This window comes from Pseudoalteromonas sp. SK18 (assembly GCF_001974855.1).
In the GTDB taxonomy this organism is placed as follows: domain Bacteria; phylum Pseudomonadota; class Gammaproteobacteria; order Enterobacterales; family Alteromonadaceae; genus Pseudoalteromonas.
This window is the reverse complement of record NZ_MTQB01000027.1, coordinates 34,259-52,202: the sequence shown is the minus strand read 5'-3', so window position 1 is coordinate 52,202 and position 17,944 is coordinate 34,259. Positions and strand designations below refer to the sequence as shown.

General features: G+C 38.0%; 11 protein-coding genes. 8 read left to right on the top strand and 3 right to left on the bottom strand.

From position 1 onward, the window contains the following. Positions 1-110 precede the first annotated feature (110 nt). Positions 111-6,422, top strand: a complete 6,312-nt coding sequence (locus BW139_RS16025) for a M4 family metallopeptidase (protein WP_076920322.1) — start codon at positions 111-113, stop codon at positions 6,420-6,422. Between the two features lie 392 nt (positions 6,423-6,814). Beyond that, complete coding sequence (locus tag BW139_RS16015; RefSeq protein WP_076920320.1) at positions 6,815-7,270, top strand: hypothetical protein; 456 nt, start codon at positions 6,815-6,817, stop codon at positions 7,268-7,270. Here BW139_RS16015 and BW139_RS16010 read toward each other — a convergent pair. Both BW139_RS16010 and umuD read right to left on the bottom strand, forming a co-directional pair. Continuing rightward, positions 7,267-8,523 (bottom strand): Y-family DNA polymerase, encoded by a 1,257-nt coding sequence (locus BW139_RS16010; protein ID WP_076920319.1) that lies wholly within the window; start codon positions 8,521-8,523, stop codon positions 7,267-7,269. The two genes, BW139_RS16015 and BW139_RS16010, sit on opposite strands and share 4 nt — an antisense overlap. Further along, on the bottom strand, positions 8,511-8,924 hold the full coding sequence (gene umuD / locus BW139_RS16005) for a translesion error-prone DNA polymerase V autoproteolytic subunit (protein ID WP_008111480.1): 414 nt from the start codon (positions 8,922-8,924) through the stop codon (positions 8,511-8,513). The genes BW139_RS16010 and umuD overlap by 13 nt, the downstream gene beginning before the upstream one ends. A 262-nt stretch (positions 8,925-9,186) precedes the next feature. Here umuD and BW139_RS15995 point away from each other — a divergent pair, with 262 nt between their 5' ends. From BW139_RS15995 to BW139_RS15980, 4 genes are all read left to right on the top strand, one after another. Continuing rightward, positions 9,187-10,176 carry an LLM class flavin-dependent oxidoreductase gene (locus BW139_RS15995; protein ID WP_076920318.1) on the top strand — a complete coding sequence of 330 codons (990 nt, stop codon included), beginning with the start codon at positions 9,187-9,189 and terminating at the stop codon, positions 10,174-10,176. A gap of 238 nt (positions 10,177-10,414) precedes the next feature. Next, positions 10,415-11,368 (top strand): patatin family protein, encoded by a 954-nt coding sequence (locus BW139_RS15990; protein ID WP_175611421.1) that lies wholly within the window; start codon positions 10,415-10,417, stop codon positions 11,366-11,368. Between the two features lie 521 nt (positions 11,369-11,889). Further along, complete coding sequence (locus BW139_RS15985) at positions 11,890-13,296, top strand: sodium:alanine symporter family protein (protein WP_076920316.1); 1,407 nt, start codon at positions 11,890-11,892, stop codon at positions 13,294-13,296. 95 nt (positions 13,297-13,391) lie between these two features. After that, positions 13,392-14,438 (top strand): patatin-like phospholipase family protein, encoded by a 1,047-nt coding sequence (locus BW139_RS15980; protein ID WP_076920315.1) that lies wholly within the window; start codon positions 13,392-13,394, stop codon positions 14,436-14,438. Between the two features lie 375 nt (positions 14,439-14,813). Here the strand turns inward: BW139_RS15980 and BW139_RS15975 are convergent, their stop codons facing one another. Then, the gene (locus tag BW139_RS15975) at positions 14,814-15,377 is read right to left on the bottom strand and encodes a YSC84-related protein (RefSeq protein WP_076920314.1); all 564 of its coding nucleotides are present in this window, start codon (positions 15,375-15,377) and stop codon (positions 14,814-14,816) included. Between the two features lie 139 nt (positions 15,378-15,516). Between BW139_RS15975 and BW139_RS15970 the strand changes: the two genes are divergently transcribed. Next, entirely contained in the window at positions 15,517-16,728 is a 1,212-nt protein-coding gene (locus tag BW139_RS15970; protein ID WP_076920313.1) for a tyrosine-type recombinase/integrase, read from the top strand. Next, complete coding sequence (locus tag BW139_RS15965; protein ID WP_076920312.1) at positions 16,728-17,927, top strand: sodium:proton antiporter; 1,200 nt, start codon at positions 16,728-16,730, stop codon at positions 17,925-17,927. The genes BW139_RS15970 and BW139_RS15965 overlap by 1 nt, the downstream gene beginning before the upstream one ends. Positions 17,928-17,944 lie beyond the last annotated feature (17 nt).

Below are 17,944 nucleotides of genomic sequence, written 5' to 3'. Positions count from 1 at the left end.
ACCTATTTATTTAGTTTTATGAATGACTCCCCATTATCAAATATGTTACATTTGAGCGTTATTTAAATGAATAAACACTGAATAATTATAATATACGACATAGGAATGTTATGTATAAAACACTTTCATCAGGATTGATAGCATTTTGCTTTTTGAACACGCTAAGTTCTCAAGCTGCTGTTTCGCAGCGAATAAATAAATCATCCACCCAAGAAGTTAAGCAACTTTTAAATCAAAACGCCTCTATTGCTAATAAGTCTTCTGCAAGTTCTTATTTTGTAGAACTAGAACAACCTCAATTGAGCCTTTCACAACAAGTTAATGTGTCTTCTAAAAAGATGCAGCAATACTTTTCTGGGGTTCCAGTATGGGGTCAGCAAATTAGAGTTCAGCCTAACTCTGAACATATTAGTGGCTTTTTTGCTAAAAACATTAACTTTGCATCTTTGAATAAAACAGCGAGCGCTACTTTTGATGAGTTAAAAGCTGTTAAATCTTTGCTGACGAAGTCTAAATTAGATGATTCGCTTGAGAGCCAAATAATAAATAATAAACGCTATATTTATATTCATGATGGCAAGGCTTATTACGTTCGCTTAATTGAACTCAAAGTAACTAAAAATGGCATTGAAACAATGCCAATTGGTTTAATAAGTGAATCTACTTATCAGATTTTTGAACTGTGGGATAATATTCAAAGTGTTGACGGTAAAGGACCTGGTGGCAATCAAAAGATTGGCCAGTATGAATACGGTACAGATAAAGACGCATTTAATGTTACCCAAGTCGGTGGGACTTGTTTTTTAGAAAATGACAAAGTAAAAACGGTCACTATGGAATCGGGCTCTGAGCCAAGTGAAGCCTTTTCATTCACATGTGATCGTAATACACATAAGGAAATAAATGGTGCTTTTTCTCCATTAAATGACGCTCATGCATTTGGAACCGCAGTTTTTGATATGTATCAACAATGGTACAACACTGCACCGCTTACATTTCAATTGTTAATGCGAGTTCACAGTGGTGATAACTGGGAAAATGCCACTTGGAATGGCCAAGCAATGACCTTTGGTGATGGCGCTGATAGATTTTACCCGCTGGTTTCACTTGATATTGTATCTCATGAGGTTAGCCACGGCTTTACTAGTCAAAACTCCAATCTAATTTACTCTAATCAATCAGGCGGAATTAACGAGTCTTTCTCTGATATGGCAGGTGAAACTGCAGAGTATTTTTTACGTGGTGAAACTGACTGGTTATCAGGGGCGGATATTTCAAAAGTAGATCCAGCCCTTCGTTACTTTGAAACGCCTTCATTAGATGGCGTTTCTATTGATAAAGCCAGCGATTTTTATCCGGGCATGGATGTTCACTTTAGTAGTGGCGTTTTTAACCGTGCTTTTTTCCTTCTTTCAAATACTGATGGTTGGAATCCTCAAAAAGCGTTTGAAATAATGCTAAAAGCAAATCAAAACTACTGGGTTAATTCGAGTGGTTTTATCGATGGTGCATGTGGAGCAATCAACTCTGCAATTGATTTAAATTATAATGCATTTGATGTAATTTCAGCATTTAATGAAGTAGAAGTTATTTGCGATAATATTAAGTTTGTCGATACTGATTCAGATCTCATGGATGATTACTGGGAACTTTTATACGGACTAGACCCGTCAGATGCCGATGATGCCAACTTAGATTTGGACCAAGATGGCCTTTCTAACTTGGAAGAATACTTAGCAAATACTCTTCCAAACTCAGTTGATACTGATGCTGATAGCTTATCTGATTACGATGAATTAAACGTCTACATGACGTTGCCTAACAACGCGGATTCAGATTCCGATCGTATGCCAGATGGCTGGGAAGTCACTTTTGCATTTAATCCACTCGATGCAGCTGATGCAGAACTTGATTTTGATTCCGATAGCTGGGCTAACTTAATTGAGTACTATGGCAACAGCGACCCAACTGATCCAAACTCTGAACCTTCTGTTTTTCCTGAAACTACTTATAATTTTGATGACGCAGTTGTCCCTGAATTTTTAGTTTCTTCAACCCCTCAAACGCCTTGGTTTATTACTGATTATGACGGCCATGATGGCTTAGTGTTAACTAGCAGTGATATTACTGATTCGCAACAAACGAGTGTTGAATTTCAATTTATAAGTGACGAACAACGTTTTGTTAACTTTAACTACTTATTGGAAACTGAAGCAAATTATGACTTCTTTAAAGTTTATATTAACGACGCACTAGTTCTTGATGAGTCAGGCCTAACTGATTGGAAGGTGGCTTCTTTTCCATTACCTACTGGGTTTAATACAGTTAAGTTTGTATACACTAAAGACGTTATAGTGTCTGAAGGTTTAGATGCTGTATTTATCGATAATTTATACATTGGGCCTAGTTTCCCTGACTCTGATGGTGATGGTATGTCAGATATGTGGGAATTATCGTATGGTTTGGATATAAATACTGACGACTCAGCGCTTGATTTAGATAACGATGGTTTATCTAACCTTCTTGAGTTTTTAAATAACGGTTTACCTAACAACTCAGATACTGATGGCGATTTAATGCCCGATGGGTGGGAGTATAACAACAGTCTAAATCTTACAGATGCCGCCGATGCGTCACAAGATGCTGACAATGATGGATTTACTAACTTCACAGAGTATCAAGCAAATACAGATCCTCAGTCAGATGCCTCTTACCCTGTTGTTTTAAATATCACAACATCATTCGAAGGCGATACACTTCCAACATGGATGACTGAGTCAGTAGACTCAAGTGCACCGTGGTTTATCACAAACGACTTTGCCACACAGGGCTTACAAAGTATTCGCTCGGGAGACATCACTGATTCTCAGTTTAGCGGGTTTACTGTCACGGGTTTATTTGAAGAAGGGGTTTTAGCGTTCGATTATAAGATTGATTCTGAATCGTGTTGTGACTTTTTTATCGTGACTATAGATGGCCAAGAAGTTATTGGTAATGCTGAACGTGGAAATTTAGACGCACCTGAGCAAACTTCATTTTTAGTTAATATTAGTGAAGGGTTGCATAAGATTGAGTTCAAATATACCAAAGACGGATCAGTATCAACTGATGCTGATGCAGTATGGCTTGATAATTTTGCTATGCTTCCAGTCGGTGATCAAACCGATACTGATAACGATCAAATGCCAGACTATTGGGAACTACTAAATGGTTTAAATCGTTTTGATGCAAGTGATGCACTATCTGACAAAGACGCTGACAGCCTTTCAGCCCTTGATGAGTATAACCTAGGAACAAATCCAAATTCATCTGACACAGATTCTGATGAGTTAAGTGATGGCTATGAAGTTAATAATGGCTTGCTACCACTTGACCCTTCAGATGCGAGTTTAGATTTTGATGCTGATGGTTATACTAATATTCAAGAGTTCTATGGGCAAAGCGTTGCTAATGATGCAACATCGACTGTGCAGTCTTTTTCTCAGCTAAATGAAAGCTTTGAAGAAGGGCTTTTGCCAGTTATGTTTACTGAGCTTGCAGAGCACTCTACTCAATGGCAGCTTAATACCAACTGGTCTACGGATGGTACATCAAGCTTAAGCCTAAATGCTTCTCCAGCAGGTAGTAAAAGCGGCTTTGCAATTGCAGGGTTATTTGAGGCGGGGTTCATTAATTTAGATTACTTTTCAAACAGTAACTCATTATTCCAAATTAGTGTTAACGGTACTCAGTACAATAATAAGCATTATCGCTCTCGTTTGTTAATTCCGGTAAACGATGGTTTTAATATTGTTAAGGTAAAATATGAGAGCCCTTATTTAGTAGATATGCCTTTTTCAGTTGATAATATCTCATGGACAGCTGAGCTGGATGTAGTTAGTGACTTTGATGGCGACGGTATTCCAGATTATTGGGAAGCACAGAATGGACTAAATGCACTTGATTCTTATGATGCATCAAATGATCCAGACTACGACGGTTTATCTAATTTAAACGAGTATCAGATATCGAGTAATCCGCTTTCTACAGATACAGATGGCGACGGTGTACTAGATAGTGAAGATAGTCACCCAACAGATTCTAGCTTGGGTGAAAATATAGCCCCTGTTTTTGTATCAAGTTTAGAGCCAATTACTCTTGAAGCAACTTCTCAAAATACTAACCTTACAAATATTTTTGTTCCTGAGGCAACTGATAACGGACATTTAGAACCTTATGTTTATGCTGCTTCTGGGTCTTACTTGCCCCTTGGTGAACATCAAATTACATGGGTTGCTCGTGATTATGTTGGTAACGAAACTACGGCTATTCAAACGGTAACCTTGGTTGACACAACGCCACCTGTTATACAAAACTATTACTCAGTCAATGTTTATGGCAGCTCAATTGATAACATAAAAGCGGCATTATTTAACTCTAATGCTATCTACGATAGTGTATCGGGTGTGGCTATTATCGATATTAATAGTAACTTTGTGTTCAGAACGGGGGATACTTTAATTCCTGTTTCGGCCGTTGATGGAGCGGGTAATACTTCTACAGGTGAAGTAAATGCTCGTGTTTTTCCTAAGGTTAGTATCCAGCCCACTACCTATGTTTATCAAGATGGTAATGCGGTTATTGATGTATTCATAAGTGGTAAAAGCCCTTACGGTTCAGTAAGCTTTGATCTGATTGGAAATAATACTAGTAAATATATATCTACAAACCTGCATGGCCTTGTCAAGGTAGAGTTAGAACGTGAGTTCTTTGAAAATGCGTCGAATATTCGCATTAATACGACAAGTAATTCATTTACCGATGGAAATGATATTAGCCAGTTAGTCTTTCTAAATGAAACTGCAAAACCTGAATTTATTACTAATCTATATCAAAATGGAAAAGTAATAAGCAATATAGTTCAACGTGATTCATCAGACTTTATTGTTGAAGTTAATGCAGTTAATTTACCTAGTGCAGCAGCTGATAATTCAATAGAGCTCCAACTATCTTCACAAGGTGATTACTTTGTAAATAAAATTGGTCCCTCAAAGTGGAATATTACATTTACGCCTCAATTACTTACAGATTCTGACAATCTAGACATTGCATTCACTATAAAACAAAATAGCGAAGCTGTTGCAACGGATCAAATTAGTTTACGTGTGATTGACGCAGTTACTTTTAATGATCTTGAGTTAGATACTGATGGTGATGGTATTCCTGATGCTGAAGAAGGTGTGAGCGATGGCGATAAAGACGGCATTGTTGATTACTTAGATAGCTCTTCTATTACGCATTCAGCTGTTTTAGATTCAGGTGATATGGTTCGTAGTATCGATGAGTTTAATCACTTGTCAGTAGGTAACATTAAACAGGCTACTGTAACGCAAATGATTGCTGATATGTCTATTTCAGAGCAACACTTAAGTACTTACTTTGATAGCTTAGACGTTACAGAACCTCACTTTCAAGCTAAAAGTGATATTGTAAATATTCACATTACTCTTTCAAACTCATCGGGTACGGCTGAAATTGCGATACCAGAGTACGTTAACTCTATTTTAAGTTCAGAAATGCAAATTCGTTTGTTATCTAATACAGGCTGGCAGTCGGTTTCAATGCTAACTGGTAACGTGTACGAGCAAATTTGTTCAGGTTGCTTTACTTTTGCAGTAACAGACGGCAGTGAATTTGACTTAGACGGTCAAGTTAATGGTGTAATTGAATTAGTTGCTAAGTTAGCTGAAGAAAGCTTAAACCAAGCGCCTGTTTTAGATGTAACAATTCCAGCAACCATTGAAGAGCTTTCAACTACTGAGCTTGATGCGTCAGGAACAACAGATCCTGATGGTGATTTGCTAAGTTTTGAGTGGAGTATTGATCATCCTCAATTATCACTGGCGCCTTCAGAGACAGATAGTAAAGCGACACTGACTGTAGGTGAATTAGAGGAAACGTTCACTACAGATATTACTTTATTAATCTCAGATGGTTACGAGCAATTCACAGAGGTATATACAGTGACCTTTATGCACGTTAATCAATTACCAGAAGTTGAGTTGAGCTCATCTTCTTTATCGGTTGATGAGGGTAAAGAAGTTAGCGTTACAGCAACAGCGACAGACAAAGAGTCATCTGAACTTACTTATAGCTGGGTTCAAACACAAGGTATTGAAGTCGCAATTGAAGATGCTAATTCAAATACATTGTCGTTTATTGCGCCAAATGTATCTGTAGCAAGTGAGCTTGGCTTTAAACTTAGTGTTTCTGATGGTGAAGGGGAGACAGAGCAAAGTGTTATCGTTACTGTTAATAATGTACCTGAAGCACTTGCAACACCTAAAGAAGGTGATAAAAGTGGAGGAGGTTCTTTCAGTTTCTTCTTATTACTTTTAGCCGCTTTGTTTGTTTATAGAAGAGTACAGTTGTTACACAAATAACAACAGTCTAATTATATAACTATTAAATCCCTTGATTGTTATCAAGGGATTTTTTTTGCATAAATTTAAAAATAAGTAAGTAGGCTTAATGTGTTAAGCTAATTATATTGTGACTCGTTAGGTTTTTTTAATGAAGAATTATAAAGTTCTATTGTGTGTTGGTTGTTTATTTTTTGCTAATCAGTCTTTTGCTAAAACGATTTTACCTAGTAAAAAAACTAAGTTTGTTAGCTTGTTTAATAGTAAAGTTGGCGATTATGAATTAGTTTTTGCGCAGCTGCTCATAGTAATACGACTTCGCATCTTTTATAGTAAATCTCTGTTATAGTTAGAAATAGCTAAGCATAGTCACAGTGCTTGATCATGGTTGATACACGAGGATAGAGCTTATAATGAAATTTTTCACACTGGTTTTACTTACCATAAGCCTTTTTAGCTGTTATGCAGTAGCTGGCCCAAGTAATAAAACTCGCTTTATTCCACTATTAAAAACTAAGCTGGGTAACTACGAAGTTACTTCAAGTAACTCGGGTTTGTGCACTAACAGTCGATTGCAATTTAATAACCCTGAAGATCCTGAGCAAGGTTTTAGTTTAGGCAAAGAAATTTTGTTTAATTCTTTACACAATGGCACTCGTACTATTCAAAAGCCGAATTATTGTTTTATTACCAGCTCGCTTAAATATAAAACTGATGGCCTAGAAAACGGCTTACGTATGAGTCGATGTGATAATCCTATTCACGAAAGAACCATTAAACAAACTATTACTTTTTTAACCGATAACACCCTTAAATACACCTTAGATAGCCCAAGTGTTGAATGCGAATTTATTAAAGTTGCTGACTAACACTGTATTTTAGGAATATCGCGCCAACGGGTTGTATATTGTGGCGATAAAAAAGCCCTATTCATATGCCAGCGTTCGTTTAGTTGGCTGCTTGCCACGCTAAGCATTCCTTTCCCAAAGCGATGATTTATCGCATCTAAGCAGCCCATTAACTGTAGGTTATCGGTTTGTTGCTCAAATAACGTATGTTGTTGAAACTGCTGTGGGCTGAGCTCTAACGCACCGACCCCGCATTTATAAAAACGAATACCCGGTTGATATATCTGCTCAAAATTCTTTGATACTGCACTTGCTATAACACGGGTATCGTTAGTGGGCGGATCAAATTGATGCATAGCTGACTTTTTATAAAAAGCTTGCTCATGTGACGAGCTGGCCGCAAAAATATAAATACGATGAGTGAGCGACTGTTGCGCTCTTAATTTTTGTGCAACCACGCTGGCATGATTTATTAATGCAGTTCTCACTGCATCAGGATCGCTAAGGCGCTGGCCAAAACTACGTGTTGAAAAAATAGCTTGTTTGTCTTGGCGCACATCATCCCAGTTTAAACAGGTAATGCCATTGAGCTCGTTAACTGTGCGCTCAAGCACCACGCTAAATTGGCGACGAATTGCTTTTGGACTTTGCCCAGCCAGTTGCCACGCAGTATTAATATTCATTAGCGTCAGTTTTTTAGCTAAACGTTTACCCACTCCCCATACATCTTGGCAGTGCATACGTTGTAAAATAGCTTGTCGGCTTGCTTCATCATCAATCACGGCGACCCCATTAAAGCCAGTTAGCTTTTTAGCGGCATGATTCGCGGCTTTAGCTAAGGTCGGCGTTGGTCCAAAACCAACCCCCACAGGGAGTTTGGTTTCGCGCCATACCGTACGCCTAATTAGCTGGCCGTATTGATGCCAATCGGTAATTAGTGGCTGATAGCCTTTAAAGTGCAAAAACGATTCGTCAATGCTGTAAACATGCTGGGTGTCACAAAAGCGAGCAATAACGTTCATCATTCTATCGCTTAAATTAGCGTACAGCTCGTAGTTAGATGAGCGCACAACCACCTGATGTTTTGCTAGTAATTGCTTTACTTTAAAGTAAGGGCCAAATTTAGGAATATTAAGCTTACGGGCAATCGGGCATACCGCACACACGCAGCCATCGTTATTGGTAAGCACCACTACCGGCTTTGAGCGAATAGCCGGGTCGAATACTTTTTCGGCGCTGGCATAAAACGCCACGGCATCAACTAAGGCATACATGAAAGTAACTCTGGGCTTTGGCGGTGCAACCTAATTGAGCGGGTTACCACGCCTTCAAGTTGAAATTCATCAGACTCGGTTAATTGCACGGGCTTATAAGCAGCAGAAGCCGAGAGCAGCCGCGCATTAGTTTTATCTAGCAGCTTACATACAAATAAACCATTTAAGTTTGCCACAATAACATCGCCATCTTTGGGAATTTCAGCACGGTCAACTAACAGTAAGTCGCCCTCAAAAATACCAATTTCTTGCATAGAGCATCCTGAGGCAACGCCAATAAAGGTGGCATCTGGGTGTTTTATTAATAGCTCGTCGAGTGATATCCCTAACTCACTATACTGCGCTGCAGGCGATTCAAACCCGCAAACACCGGCCTCTATATAAATGGGAATAACAAACATAACACAACCTAAAACGCACATACTGTATAAGTGTACAGTGTATGCGTTTTGTATCAGTTATGCCAAGTAATGAATGGCGGATCAATCCATGTTTTTGATCATTTGTTGGGCAGTATGTAAAAAGTCATTGATTTGCTGTGAGTTTAAGTTTTTATATCTATGTGCTAAAACATGTTGAATAACGAATAAAAAGCCCCAGTTACTAGTTTTAAGTATGTGGCATTGCAGCACCTAAATTATCTGCATTTAAGGAGCGGCGATTGTGTTAACTTCTATCCCTTTTTCGTTACTAGAACTGGCGCCTATGCCGAAAGGTGCCACTGTTAGTGACACCTTAAACAAAAGTACAGCCTACGCACAAAAAGCAGACCAATTAGGCTTTAATCGTTTTTGGTTAGCCGAGCATCATAATATGCCAGGGATTGTTTGTGCCGCCACTTCAATTTTAGTAGGACACATAGCCGGTAACACTAAAAAAATACGCGTAGGGTCGGGTGGAATTATGCTACCAAATCATGCGCCTTTAGTTGTGGCTGAGCAATTTGGTACCTTAGAAAGTTTATACCCTGGTCGAATTGATTTAGGGCTAGGGCGCGCCCCGGGTAGCGATCCGGTGACAAGTCGTGCATTAAATAACGACATTAGCCGCGCTGAAAACTTTCCTAATGAAGTAAGCGAGTTACAAACATTATTAGGTCCATATGAGGGAACTAAGCGTGTACGAGCAATACCTGGTGAGAACACCAATGTGCCGATTTGGCTGTTAGGCTCAAGTTTATTTAGTGCCCAGTTAGCGGCGAAAAAAGGATTACCCTATGTATTTGCGGGGCACTTTGCACCGCGTTTTGCACATGATGCAATAGCCTTGTATAAACGAGAATTTAAAGCATCAAGTGTATTAGCTAAGCCTTATGTGATGTTGGCATTACCTTTAGTGGCTGCCGATACAGATGAAGAAGCACAATATTTATCAACCACTTCAAAACAGCGGGTGCTATCGTTGATCAGAGGCGACGAGTTGTGGTTAAAGCCCCCAGTAGCAACAATGGAAGGTTTGTGGAGCGAACAAGAACGTGCACATGTTGAGAGCTTTTTAGGGCTAAGTGTGACTGGTGGGCCCGCAAGTATTAAACACAAATTAGAAATGATCGTGAATCAGTTAGGGGTCGATGAGCTTATATTCACCAACGATTTATATGACGATGAAAAACGTCATCGAGCGTTACAAATCCTAATGGAAATAAAGAATTAAGTTGTTTATTAAGCAAGCGTACACTCAACCATTGTTAAACTAATAGCGAAATAAAGAATTAAGTTACAGATTGAGTGAAAATAAGTGATTTATATTTTCAATCGAACTGATTCAATTAATCTGTTTTAAGGATTTAATCAAGCACGTTAAAATAAAACTATAATCCGTTAAGTTAACAACTAAGAGGTACACCGTGAAATCTCAAATAAATGTTGCTCCACATACATTCAATAAGCCTATGCAACCTAAAACTGCATTGATTGCTGAAGGTGGAGGCCAGCGAGGGATATTTACAGCCGGTGTACTTGACGCGTGGTTAGAACAAAACTACGACCCGTTTGACTTATTTATAGGCACGTCTGCGGGCTCGCAAAATTTAACCAGTTATTTAGCGCGTCAAAAAGGCTACGCTAAACGCTTGATCAGAGGACTGTCGCGTCATAAACGATTTTTTCAGTTAGGTCGCGGCCTAATGGGTAAACACATTGTTGACTTAGACTGGTATTTCGAAAAAACCACTGAGGTGAATAGAGCATTAGATTTTAAAACTGCAAAAAATAGCCTTGGCGATAGAGAGCTGCTGATCACTGCAACCAATGCACGAGATCGTAAACCGTATTATTTATCTCCTACTGGCGATGGTAAACACTGGCGAGAACTATTAAAAGCCTCAAGTGCTTTACCTTTTTTGTATAAACAAGGTGTTCAACTTACTCCTTGGTTAGGTACTGATTCTGCAAATGAAAGCCCTGTAGTTGATGCTCAATCTAACCCTGATTTTTTCTTAGATGGTGGATTAGCTGCGCCTTTACCGGTACGCGAAGCGTATAATCGTGGCGCCCGTAAAATTGTAGTAATAAGAACGGTAGACACCGATTTTCAAGCAGAATCAGCGTGGGTACAAAAACTGAGAACACTTGCGAGTGCTTCGGGATATTGCCCAAAAACCCTCGACTATTTGTTACAACATGAACAAGCGTACTTAGACGAGCTTGAATTTATTGCTAATCCCCCAGATGATGCTGAAATTATTCAAATTTTTGCTAACGAAAAGCTACATAGCAAATTGTTAGGTAGCTCTAATGATGACCTCAGATTTGATCATAAATTAGGCTTGAAAGCGGGTCGTGATTATTTAAAAAACTATCATACTGAGTTAAACCGTTTCAGTGAGCCGAAATACGCAATGTAAGCTAGCCACTAGGGCGTTTATAGCGCTAATTAACAAGTCGCATGCAAAGCAATATGCACCTACTGTATATTGCTTTGGCGTTAAACTTAGCCTGTAATTTTAACGGATTAATAAAAAATACTAATCAAACTAAAACAACTCAAGCTAGCGTAATTACCACACTGTAACGCATCATATCAATAATAAAACCAGCCAAGCATTCATAACTCAACCACCAATCTCAGTTCATAAACTCACAGTGAGTCGACTAACCCTGCACAAAATTTAACAAAGCGTACTATTCTTATGTTGGAAATATAAGAGGTCGTATAATTTTAACGCAAGGCTTAGTGCTGCGTCGTTTGAAGCTACAAATATATTATTGATTTTTTTATAAAAAACGATAAGGTATGAATGTGATTTTATATTCATAATAACTGAAATAAAATTCACATGGTGTGCAGTGCGTTTATTGTTTTAAACACCTAAAAATATAAATGTAGAAGCAAGCGGATATAAAAATAACAAATAAAGGACGGGTGATGTTTGAAACAGTAGTAAAAAGTGTCAATGGCCTTTTATGGGGCGAAGGGCAAGTACTTATTTACATTCTCCTATTTACCGGAATATGGTTTTCAGTACGCTTAAAAGCAATTCAACTAGTTAAATTTAAGCACATGTTTAGCCTGCTAAAAGGCAGTAGTAAGTGTAATAAAAACGATATTTCATCATTTCAAGCGCTCTGTACGGGGCTGTGTGCCCGAGTAGGCACAGGTAATTTAGCCGGAGTGGCTGTAGCAATATCACTCGGTGGTAGCGGCGCCATATTTTGGATGTGGGTCATTGCTATACTGGGCATGGCAACCGGATTTGCAGAAAGTATTTTAGGCCAGGTATATAAAATTCGCGACAGTAATGGCGAGTTTAGAGGTGGCCCTGCGTACTATATTCAACAAGGCTTAGGCAGTCGTGCATTTGCTATTGTGTTTGCCGCCTGTTTATTTTTAGGTTACGGCTTTACCTTTAGCGCCATGCAAACCAACACCATTACTGATGCACTCAATTACGCATTTGAAATACCCACCTTTTACTCAGGTATTGTGATCACACTTATAGCAGGCTCTATTATTTTAGGGGGCTTTAAAGCCATTGCCCGATTTGCCGAGCGAGTAGTACCTGTTATGGGCATCGTGTTTGTGCTTGTTGCTGTGGTAATTACACTGATTAACTTCACTCAAGTACCTGCCATGCTTAAAGATATATTTTTATCGGCGTTTGGCTTACAAGAAGCGGGCGCAGGCGCCATGGGGGCAGCCATTAAAAATGGTATACAACGCGGTTTATATTCTAATGAGGCTGGCGCGGGAAGTGTGCCGCATGCATCGGCAAGTGCCAGTCCAATGCCAAACCACCCAGCTACGCAAGGCTATATACAAATGTTAGGGGTGTTTTTCGATACCATCGTATTGTGTAGTTGTACCGCCGTTATTATTTTATTAGCCGATGTAGATATAAGTGGTGAAATGGAAGGCATACGCTTAACGCAAAGCGCCATGACCTCTCACTTAGCGCAAGGTGGCGTGTATTTTGTAGCCGCTGCCATTACTTTATTTGCTTTTACTTCGGTGGTTGCTAACTACGCCTACGCCGAAAGTAACCTGCACTTATTTAAGCTCGATAACAAAGTAGGGCGCGGTATTTATACTTTGCTTTATTTATCAATGATGTTGTGGGGCGCATCAGCCACCTTAAAACAAGTATGGGATTTAGCCGATATTGCGCTAGGGTTAATGACAGTGGTAAACGTTATCGCTATTATACTACTCACACCGACTATTTTGTCTGTTACTAACGACTACCACGCACAAAGAGACAAAGGCATAGAGCCTGAGTTTAAGGTGAAAAACGTAAAAGTGCAGGGCAAATGTGAAGACGGAATTTGGGATTAAGATTAAAGTTTAAACGTGTTGTTGTTGCATAAATATTCATTTTCAAGTTTGGCTTTAACAACATTAAACTGCGACTCTACAGGTAGTATTATTAGATGATCGACATTTATGCAGGTAAAACTGCAGCAAAAATAATAAACGAACAAGGGTTTAAACCCGATCTTTTTACCTCGTTTTTAGGGGCAAGTGGCGGGCCTAAATGGTTTACCTTATTTGGGTTAGACAAATATATATTTGGCGAATTTTTTAAACATCGTACTCAACCGCTTAATTTAATTGGCTCATCTGCAGGGGCTTTTCGTTCAGCCTGCTTTGCACAAAACGATCCAGTTGCAGCCATTAAGCGGTTAGCAAAATCGTATTCACAAACCCGATATTCTAGTAATAAACCAACGCCCGCTGAAATTACACTAAAAGCCCGCGCATTATTAGATGATGTATTTGGTGTTGATGGCGTTACTGAAATTATAAATAATCCCGTTTTTAAAGCGCATTTTATTGTCGCAAAATCTAACGGCTTTATTGCTAGCGAACATAAATTAATACAGCTTTTGGGTTTATCAAAAAGTTATATGCTTAACCGTGTTAATCGTAAATTATTAGGCGCTCAGTACGAGCGTTTTATTTTTGGCGCGCCCAATAGTAATTTAAGTATTACCGACAGCTACAAGTTTAAAACACAAAGCATTGAACTCACACAAACAAATTTAAAAGATGCCTTATTGGCATCAGGTTCTATACCACTAGTAATGCAAGGCATAAAAAATATTGCCGGTTCACCACCAGGAATTTACCGCGATGGCGGTATTATTGATTACCACTTTGATTTAAAAATTAATAATCCAGGCTTAATTTTATATCCGCATTTTAATTCAGATCCAAAAGCAGGGTGGTTCGATAAAAATTTAAAACGAAAAGTGTCGCCACAAAATTACGACAACGTGGTAATGATCACCCCATCAAAAGAATTTGTCGCAGGGTTACCTTATGGAAAAATCCCAGACAGAAACGACTTTACCGATCTTGATGCCGACACGCGTATAAAATATTGGAACACCGTGTTTAGTGAAACTGAGAAACTGGCCGAAGCGTTTGATAAAAAATTAAATGCTGATAACTTCGATTTGAAGTTATATAACTAATTTAACTTTAAAAATTAAAAGAACCATCTCAAGTGATATAAATGAAAGAGTTTAAGCCTTTATCTTAAAGTGTTTAAGTTTTAATTATATTTAAAAGCTGGCTTTTTAGGTCTGATAAATAAATTTTCTAAGTTTTATTTTGTGCTTTAAATGTTTTATACATGTTTTCTAATTTTCATTAAAAAATGAAAAGAGAATAATAAGCATCGTATATTAGATTCTATAAGCGTAAAATTATTTTAGCTGATAGCTGATAGCTGATAGCTGATAGCTGATAGTTACTACCCATAAATTACGTTATGTTAAATTGTGGCGTTTAAATTAAAGCGGGCGTAATCATACAAACTAGCCCACTTATGATAGGGTTTTAAGAGCTTAGTTTAGCTCAGAATCTACCCAAAATTTAGTGCCTTTTAAAACGGCTTGTAGTGCAAGGCCACTTTCGGTTAAAGAGTATACAGTAACTTGGTCTGCAATGGCTTCGGCAACTAAAGCGCCACCCTTATCTTGGTATTTTGCAGCAGCATCTGCATTTCCGCCGAATGCCCAACCATGTTTAATAAATCTATTTAACGCAGCTTGATCGTGAAAAACCATCACAATATTGAAGTCTTTAACGCCTAAACCTAAGCCTAAACCGGCTTCACCCATATTCATATAGGTAGATTTACCAGTTAAGTTATTTTTTACTACACCATACCCACCACCAAAACTGGCTAAAATGACATTTACATTGGCATTATCAAAAACGGCATAACCGGCTGAATTGGCAATTTGGGTTTTAACATCTGGCTTTTTAGCATAAAGAGCACTTAATGTATTCGATTTCATGCTTTGTACTAAAGCACGTTTTTCGGCCGGTGAAGCACTGCCAGTTGTAGCGCAGCCACTTAATGCAACAGTGATCAGCAGCATGCTCAACAATAGAAGTTTTTTCATGATTTTTCCCTTAATAAGGTATATGTTTAATTTACTAGCAATTGAGCTAAAATATTAAATTCATTATGTCCAATACTAGACAGTATCGGACTTTAAAGTTAACCTATAAGCCTATTATTTTATTATATATTTTATTACTATGCTTGTTGCTCTGGTCGATACATTAAAACAACTACGTTATCAAATTGCTCATCTTGAAGATAATACACTCCAATCAGAATATCCAGAACTAGCCTCTTTTATACAGCAAGTAAGCTTGACTGTAACTGAATCAAAGACCGATCTTAATTTTTTATATCAGTTTTTGTATGTTTATGGCCGAAAATCCGAAGCAACCTATAGTCGTTTTCGCAATGAATTAGAACGTTTTTATTTGTGGTCATGGCTTATAGCTGAAAAATCAGTATTCGATTTAAAGCGTGAGGATATTGAAGCGTACGTTGATTTTATGGTTGAGCCGGATAAAAAGTGGGCATCAACTTCGGTGCAGTGGCGTTATAAAGATGAGCAAGGAATTCGTCGATTAAACCAAAACTGGCGCCCTTTTATGCAAAAAGAATCTATTGCGAGTCAACAAACACTATCGGCGATGTTCACTGCCCTAAATGTATTTTACAAGTTTGCTATTTTAGAAGAAAAAACCTTTGCTAACTTTGTTCCTGTGGTTAAAAAAAATAGCCCTTATTTAGTAGTGCAATCGCAGATTCAAATTCCCGATACATTGAGCGATATTCAATGGGAATATGTATTTGGTGTAACGCGTGATCTGTGTGAACAAAAACCAGAATATGAAAGAAACCTATTTACCCTAGCCTGTTTAAAAGGTTTATATTTACGGATATCAGAGTTATCAGAACGACCACAGTGGTCCCCAGTTATGTCACACTTTTGGCAAGACAACGATGGCTTTTGGTTTTTACGTATTATGGGTAAAGGTAATAAATTACGCGATGTAACATTAAGTGATGATTTTATTGAATATTTAAAACGCTACCGATTATATCGAGGCTTGCCTGCCCTGCCCCGTGTTGATGAATCAGACCCATTAGTGCATAAAATTCGTGGCCAAGGTGGTATGACGGTAAGGCAAATTCGCCGTTTAGTACAACAAAGTTTTGATATTGCACAGCAGTCATTACTTGATGATGGTTTTAAAGATGATGCAGAACAACTTGAAGCCGCTACAGCACATTGGCTTCGACATACCGGTGCAACACATGATGCTCAAACTCGCCCATTAAAGCATTTATCTGAAGATTTAGGCCATGCAAAAATAGCCACTACCGACCAAATTTATATTCAAACAAATATTAAAGAGCGCGCTAAATCTGGATTAAAAAGGAAAATTTAATGGAGTACTTAGTTATTGCTTTTATTGGTGTGTTATTTTTAATTTATTCTTTAACGTTACGCCAACTAGAAAAAACTGAAATTACCGGCCCAATGTTTTTTGTTATAGGGGGTATACTGCTGGCATTTATAGCCCCAAACGAAAGTGAACATTTTAAAAATGGCTTACGTTTTTTACTGCCCTTTATAGAATTAACGCTCAGTATATTTTTGTTTACCGATGCAGCAAAATCAAAACTAGGGGTATTAAGGCATAGTTTTCAATATCCTAGTTTACTTTTATTTATTGCTTTACCTTTAACCTTATTACTCGGGATTGCTACCGCATTATTTTTATTTGCTGAGCTTTCATTAATTCAAGCAGCTTTGGTAGCAATTATATTAACCCCAACCGATGCGGCGTTAAGTAAAGGGTTATTAAGTAATACCAAAGTGCCTGAAAAAATACGCGAAGGCATCAATACTGAAAGTGGTTTAAATGATGGCTTGTGTGTACCTATATTTTTAGTATTTATTTTACTTGCGAAAAACCCTGAGTCTGCCGTAACCGTAACACAAACATTAAGTATATTTAGCTCAGAGTTGGGGATTGCATTATTAACCGCTGTTCTGAGTATTGCTGTTTTTATTCCGTGTTTAAACTTTGCTATGAAGCGACATTACTTTGCCCAAAATACAAGTCCGTTTTTATTATTGGGGTTTGCTATGGCGGTGTTTTCGATTACGCAATATTTTCATGGCAGTGGATTTATTGCGGTGTTTGTTGCGGGTTTATTATTTGATAAATACGCCACTACTAAAATAAGCAAAGAGTTGATAGAAGACTCAGAGCATATTGCTGACTTTACTTCTTTAATGATCTGGTGTTTATTTGGATTTGTATGTGCTTATTTAGTTTTACCTAAATTAAATTTAGCGATAATAACGTATGCATTATTAAGTACGACTTTAATTAGAATAATACCGGTTATGCTGTCATTGCAATTTACAGCACTAACAATTAAAGAGCGTTTTACATTTGCTTGGTTTGGGCCAAGAGGATTGGCCTCAATTGTCTTTACCTTAATGGTAATAGACACACAAATAGAAAAAAAATTTCAAATTGCGACCATTGCCATGACAACAATTTTATTTAGTGTGTTTATTCACGGTATTAGTACAAAACCCATTGCAGATAGTTTTGCTAAAAAAACTAAATAAATATAAGCAAAATAAAA

What these genes read in the sequence shown, in the direction of transcription:
- BW139_RS16025 (WP_076920322.1), top strand. Translation starts at nt 111, where the DNA reads ATGTATAAAACACTTTCATCAGGATTGATAGCATTTTGCTTTTTGAAC.
- BW139_RS16015 (WP_076920320.1), top strand. Translation starts at nt 6,815, where the DNA reads ATGAAATTTTTCACACTGGTTTTACTTACCATAAGCCTTTTTAGCTGT.
- BW139_RS16010 (WP_076920319.1), bottom strand. Translation starts at nt 8,523, where the DNA reads ATGTATGCCTTAGTTGATGCCGTGGCGTTTTATGCCAGCGCCGAAAAA.
- umuD (WP_008111480.1), bottom strand. Translation starts at nt 8,924, where the DNA reads ATGTTTGTTATTCCCATTTATATAGAGGCCGGTGTTTGCGGGTTTGAA.
- BW139_RS15990 (WP_175611421.1), top strand. Translation starts at nt 10,415, where the DNA reads ATGCAACCTAAAACTGCATTGATTGCTGAAGGTGGAGGCCAGCGAGGG.
- BW139_RS15985 (WP_076920316.1), top strand. Translation starts at nt 11,890, where the DNA reads ATGTTTGAAACAGTAGTAAAAAGTGTCAATGGCCTTTTATGGGGCGAA.
- BW139_RS15980 (WP_076920315.1), top strand. Translation starts at nt 13,392, where the DNA reads ATGATCGACATTTATGCAGGTAAAACTGCAGCAAAAATAATAAACGAA.
- BW139_RS15975 (WP_076920314.1), bottom strand. Translation starts at nt 15,377, where the DNA reads ATGAAAAAACTTCTATTGTTGAGCATGCTGCTGATCACTGTTGCATTA.
- BW139_RS15970 (WP_076920313.1), top strand. Translation starts at nt 15,517, where the DNA reads ATGCTTGTTGCTCTGGTCGATACATTAAAACAACTACGTTATCAAATT.
- BW139_RS15965 (WP_076920312.1), top strand. Translation starts at nt 16,728, where the DNA reads ATGGAGTACTTAGTTATTGCTTTTATTGGTGTGTTATTTTTAATTTAT.